This is a genomic window from Selenomonadales bacterium (assembly GCA_017442105.1).
Taxonomy (GTDB): domain Bacteria; phylum Bacillota; class Negativicutes; order RGIG982; family RGIG982; genus RGIG982.
Genome location: JAFSAX010000169.1, coordinates 1 through 3,705 on the forward strand (window position 1 = coordinate 1; position 3,705 = coordinate 3,705).

At 45.7% G+C, this 3,705-nt stretch carries 6 protein-coding genes; all 6 read right to left on the reverse strand.

Annotated features, from left to right (window positions below; all coding sequences use genetic code 11):
- Positions 1–120 precede the first annotated feature (120 nt).
- Entirely contained in the window at positions 121–885 is a 765-nt protein-coding gene (locus tag IJN28_06785) for a helix-turn-helix domain-containing protein (protein MBQ6713470.1), read from the reverse strand.
- Positions 886–966: 81 nt separating this feature from the next.
- Positions 967–1,527, reverse strand: a complete 561-nt coding sequence (locus IJN28_06790; GenBank protein ID MBQ6713471.1) for a YdeI/OmpD-associated family protein — start codon at positions 1,525–1,527, stop codon at positions 967–969.
- Between the two features lie 28 nt (positions 1,528–1,555).
- Positions 1,556–1,870, reverse strand: a complete 315-nt coding sequence (locus IJN28_06795; protein MBQ6713472.1) for a TfoX/Sxy family protein — start codon at positions 1,868–1,870, stop codon at positions 1,556–1,558.
- Positions 1,871–2,050: 180 nt separating this feature from the next.
- Positions 2,051–2,866 carry a hypothetical protein gene (locus IJN28_06800; GenBank protein ID MBQ6713473.1) on the reverse strand — a complete coding sequence of 272 codons (816 nt, stop codon included), beginning with the start codon at positions 2,864–2,866 and terminating at the stop codon, positions 2,051–2,053.
- Positions 2,863–3,306 (reverse strand): MarR family transcriptional regulator, encoded by a 444-nt coding sequence (locus tag IJN28_06805; protein ID MBQ6713474.1) that lies wholly within the window; start codon positions 3,304–3,306, stop codon positions 2,863–2,865. Before IJN28_06805 ends, IJN28_06800 begins: the two co-directional genes overlap by 4 nt.
- Positions 3,303–3,705 (reverse strand): hypothetical protein (locus IJN28_06810; GenBank protein MBQ6713475.1); only part of this gene is annotated, 403 nt, incomplete at its 5' end. The genes IJN28_06805 and IJN28_06810, both read right to left, overlap by 4 nt.

Below are 3,705 nucleotides of genomic sequence, written 5' to 3' on the forward strand. Positions count from 1 at the left end.
CCACCAAAGGAAAAGAAGTGGATGCCCAGCCAAGAGGAGTTCTACATCTATAGTCATTCATCTGTGGTAAGATAAACGTAAAAGCCGCTGAGGTGGAGAGATCCATCTCAGCGGCAATTTTTATCTTTTCTTATAAACGACAAGTTCGGGATTTTCGCCATTTTCCTCATAGGTGCAGATGAGGATGAAGTCCATATTGGCGACGACACCGAAGCATCGGTCACCGCCGAATTCGCATTCGAGCTGGTTTCCCAGATAGGTTGCGTTATCATCGAGGAACTTGACGGTCTTACCGTTTGGTAGACGGTATTCAAGATTGACATAACCGCCCACAAGAGCATTGAGCTTTTCGACCTTCGGCATGCCTTCTACACCGAGCGCGTTGATTTCGTCGATCAGTTTGCGCTTGAACTCTTCAAACTTCCCGCCGTCATCGAGGTTTTTATATTTCTTCCAATAGTCAAGCTTGGGGAGCATTTCCTTCAAATAGGCGCGAGCCTGCTCCGAGGGAAAGGCTTCGCTTGCCATATTCGCTACGCAGACCTCGATCAGATCATCCATATCGTGATACATATACTCGCCGTCGGCATAGCACCACTTGCAATATTCCTCGTTGAAAAATCCGTCGGTTTCGCGGCTGATGTTGCTATCTTCCAGGGGCATACCGCAACATTGACAGATCAAGTTTTGAGGAGAACCAAGAAGCGTGTTGATAGATACATCAAACAGTTTTGATAACAGTTTTAATGTTTCAGTATTAGGAATAGTTTCTCCATTTTCCCAACGGCTGACTGCCTGACGAGTGACGAATACCTTTTCGGCAAGTTCCTCCTGGGAGAGTCCGTTTTTCGTTCTTAGTTCAAGAATAATATCTCTCGTTTCCATAAAATCATCACCTCGCATTGATTATACTGCGATCCATCATCATAAACAAGCAACGCGCTGTTGCTGCCGATTCGATGTATCTTACCCGTAATACTTGTCTATTCCGCCAAAACCGACAATCAGCTTTCCGTTACGAGTCTTGTTTATAAAACTCGTAAGGCGTTTTTTGAATTCGTCGGAACGTTTTCTTGCCGCATCGATATACGCAATGCGAATACGCTTATATGGCTCGGATAATTCCTCGTAGTTTTCCCACGCAACCGTATCTGCTTTTATTGCATCAAGTATATCGCTTGGGAAAACGTATGGTGCACGAATAATGGGCAATACGTTATCTTTTATGCTCGGATGGAGCATTCCCCGCTTATCAAGCCAAATCAGTCGTTCTATATTCGGTCGTGAATACGGACTGCCTTTCTTTCTCGGTGTAAACCGCTGAGCTCGATGCGTAGGGTCGATATGCTTAATTGTGCTATCGATCCACCCAAAGCAAAGCGCTTCTTCTACTGCGTCGTTATAGGAAAGCGCTTTATCGCCCGATTCCTTCATTGGAAACACAAACCATATTTCTTTTTCTGTTTCGAAGTGCTCAGCAAGCCACTTTCGCCATATATCTCGTTCACTCGTATAAAATATGTTCATTCTCTCATCCCTAAAAATATAAATTAGCTTACTTCTTCTTTTTCGGTTTGGGAAGCTCGTCATACATTGCTTCAAACAGTTCTTTGAGGAACGCTCTATCGTCAACGTTATCCACCAAGAGCATATCTTTAGCACCATCGTACGGCGGCTCGTAGGTAGCATTCGGCATCAGCTGCACCGCACTCGGTACGGGTTTGACGAGCAGGCGATCATCACAGAGATAGGCGGCAATTTTACCGCTCATATAAATGATATATTCGCCCATCATTTGACGATGGGTGATACCATCTACATCGGATAACTGATCTAATATAAAAGCCAAGTATTCTTTGCTTGTAGCCATAACATTTCTCCGTTACAAATTTCATGTGAATATTATATCATTTTTCGCGCCTTATCTCAATCCCTTTTTCTTTGTCTACAGTGGTGCAACCACTGATATATGTGCCGATATGCTCGTGCATTTAGAAATGAGAAAAGCCGATGAAGAATTATTTGTTTCTTCATCGGCAATTTTATGCTCTTATTTTATCTTGTAAGATGCAATATATTCTACACCATCATTCGCTATTAGCTTTGGATCGGATTGCACAAAGTTAATGTTTAGATTGTTTTCTTCTGCAGTAAGTGCAAAATGGCAGAGCGCAATGCCCATATCGATCATCTGCATGTCAATCTTTCCTTCGTGACCGAAGCCTTTACTGCGTTTGAGATAAAAGTGAGCGACATGATCCGCTACAACAACGCGCCAGGGTTGTTTATTTACTGCTGAAGGGGCAAGTCTTACCATGCTGAGAGGCTCGGCAAATTCGCCTGCCTTCTCCTTTGTCAGCGGCACATCAAAGGAGCCGTCAAAGAACAGTTGCTCAAAAGGTAACCGCTCATCCGCTTTGATTGCCTTTCGCATCATGGTTTCTCGGATGGACATTTTCTTTGCCGTATAGCCGATGGGTGTGGCGCAGGGCATCATTTCGTTTTCGCCAAGATCCATTGCCTGTTCAAAGGCGGAGCGATTCATCGTACCGCCAAGCCATACGGTGCCAAAGCCCAGCGACTGTGCATACAGAACAAATTCTTCAAAGGAATAACCAAAGGCAACGCTTGCATTCGGTACGTTTTCAATTTTTCCGCCGACATACAGCTCTGTACCGCTTACAACAGGACAGGTCAGACCGTCTTTCTTGGCATCGAGGAACTTGAACTTAACGGGAATGTTGAAGGGGTTTTGAATCGCATTTGCATACGACAGGAGTTGTTCTTTTGTGCTTTCGTCAAGTGCTCGGCCGTCATAGGTGCGAACGCTTCTTCTTTTGTTTATCAGTTCTGCAATCTTGTTCATTCTTCGCCCTCTTTCGCAAGTATCTTATAAAGAATTTTATAAAGCTGCATTCCTTCCTCGGCGGTAAGGTTTGTGCAACCGGCAACCTTTGCGGGAATGCCCACCGCCTTTTCCTTTAGCACCTCACCACTGTCGGTGAGGAGAACGCTGACCGAGCGTTCGTCCGTCGTGCTTCTTTTGCGCGCAACGAAGCCTTTCGCTTCAAGGCTTTTGAGGACGGGAGTCATCGTTCCCGAATCAAGGAAGAGCTTTTCGCCGAGCGCCTTAACGGTGATCTCCTTCTCTTCCCACATTACCATCATAGTGATGTACTGCGTATAGGTGATATCCAGCTCGTCGAGGTGCGGGCGGTATTGTTTGACCACCTCTCGCGCAGCGGCGTACAGCGGAAAACAAAGCTGATTTTCAAGCTTCAATGCATCGTATTTTGAATTACTCATAGAATACCTCTTGCAAACTCCGCGGCATTCGCCAGATCCGCTTCGTTCGGTCTGCCTTTATGGATCTTTGCAAACTCGCCACGGCAATGGAATTCTTCCTCAGCAACGGCAACGCCTACAGTATCTGCAACCTTTCTCACAGGCTTCTTCATCGACTTCATCATGGCGGACGTGCCGAAGCAGACGATCTTGCCTATGTTATCTTTGTTGCTGATGATAAAATCCTTTACCGCCTGATCTGCGTCGAATGCGTAATAAGAGCAACCGAGGAACAGAACGTCAGCCTTTTCACTAAGCGGTACTGACACGTCCTTTGCCTCGACTGCGACCGCCTCGGCAACCGCTTCTGCTAACTTCTTCGTGTTTCCCGAACGGGTATAGTAACGAACTGCTATCTTC

Coding starts and splice junctions, on each gene's coding strand:
- IJN28_06800 (MBQ6713473.1), bottom strand. CDS start 2,866: ATGAACAAGATTGCAGAACTGATAAACAAAAGAAGAAGCGTTCGCACC.
- IJN28_06785 (MBQ6713470.1), bottom strand. CDS start 885: ATGGAAACGAGAGATATTATTCTTGAACTAAGAACGAAAAACGGACTC.
- IJN28_06795 (MBQ6713472.1), bottom strand. CDS start 1,870: ATGGCTACAAGCAAAGAATACTTGGCTTTTATATTAGATCAGTTATCC.
- IJN28_06805 (MBQ6713474.1), bottom strand. CDS start 3,306: ATGAGTAATTCAAAATACGATGCATTGAAGCTTGAAAATCAGCTTTGT.
- IJN28_06790 (MBQ6713471.1), bottom strand. CDS start 1,527: ATGAACATATTTTATACGAGTGAACGAGATATATGGCGAAAGTGGCTT.